This is a genomic window from Pseudomonas sp. 2822-17 (assembly GCF_002742485.1).
In the GTDB taxonomy this organism is placed as follows: domain Bacteria; phylum Pseudomonadota; class Gammaproteobacteria; order Pseudomonadales; family Pseudomonadaceae; genus Aquipseudomonas; species Aquipseudomonas cyclaminis.
In genome coordinates this window covers 1-268 of sequence record NZ_LJRZ01000763.1, presented here as the reverse complement: position 1 = coordinate 268, position 268 = coordinate 1, and the positions used below count along the sequence as shown (strand labels likewise).

General features: G+C 41.4%; 1 pseudogene. It reads right to left on the bottom strand.

From position 1 onward, the window contains the following. Window positions 1–202, bottom strand: a pseudogene (locus AOA60_RS27600) (transcription termination/antitermination protein NusA); the annotation flags it as partial. Between the last annotated feature and the right edge of the window lie 66 nt (window positions 203–268).

The window sequence follows — 268 nt, the reverse complement described above, 5'->3', positions numbered from 1 at the left end:
CAATAGTTTGTACACGTTGTCCTTTAGGACCTACACACGATCCAACTGGATCAACTTCAGGGTCATCAGCATGCACTGCAATTTTTGAACGATCTCCCGCTTCTCTTGAGACAGACTTAATTTCCACAGTACCATCAAATATCTCTGGTACTTCCAACTCGAAAAGTCTTTTTAGAAGACCTGGGTGGGTACGGGAAATCATGATCTGAGGCCCTTTCGTAGTTTTTTCTACTTTTGTTATATAAGCCTTTATTCGATCGTTATGACG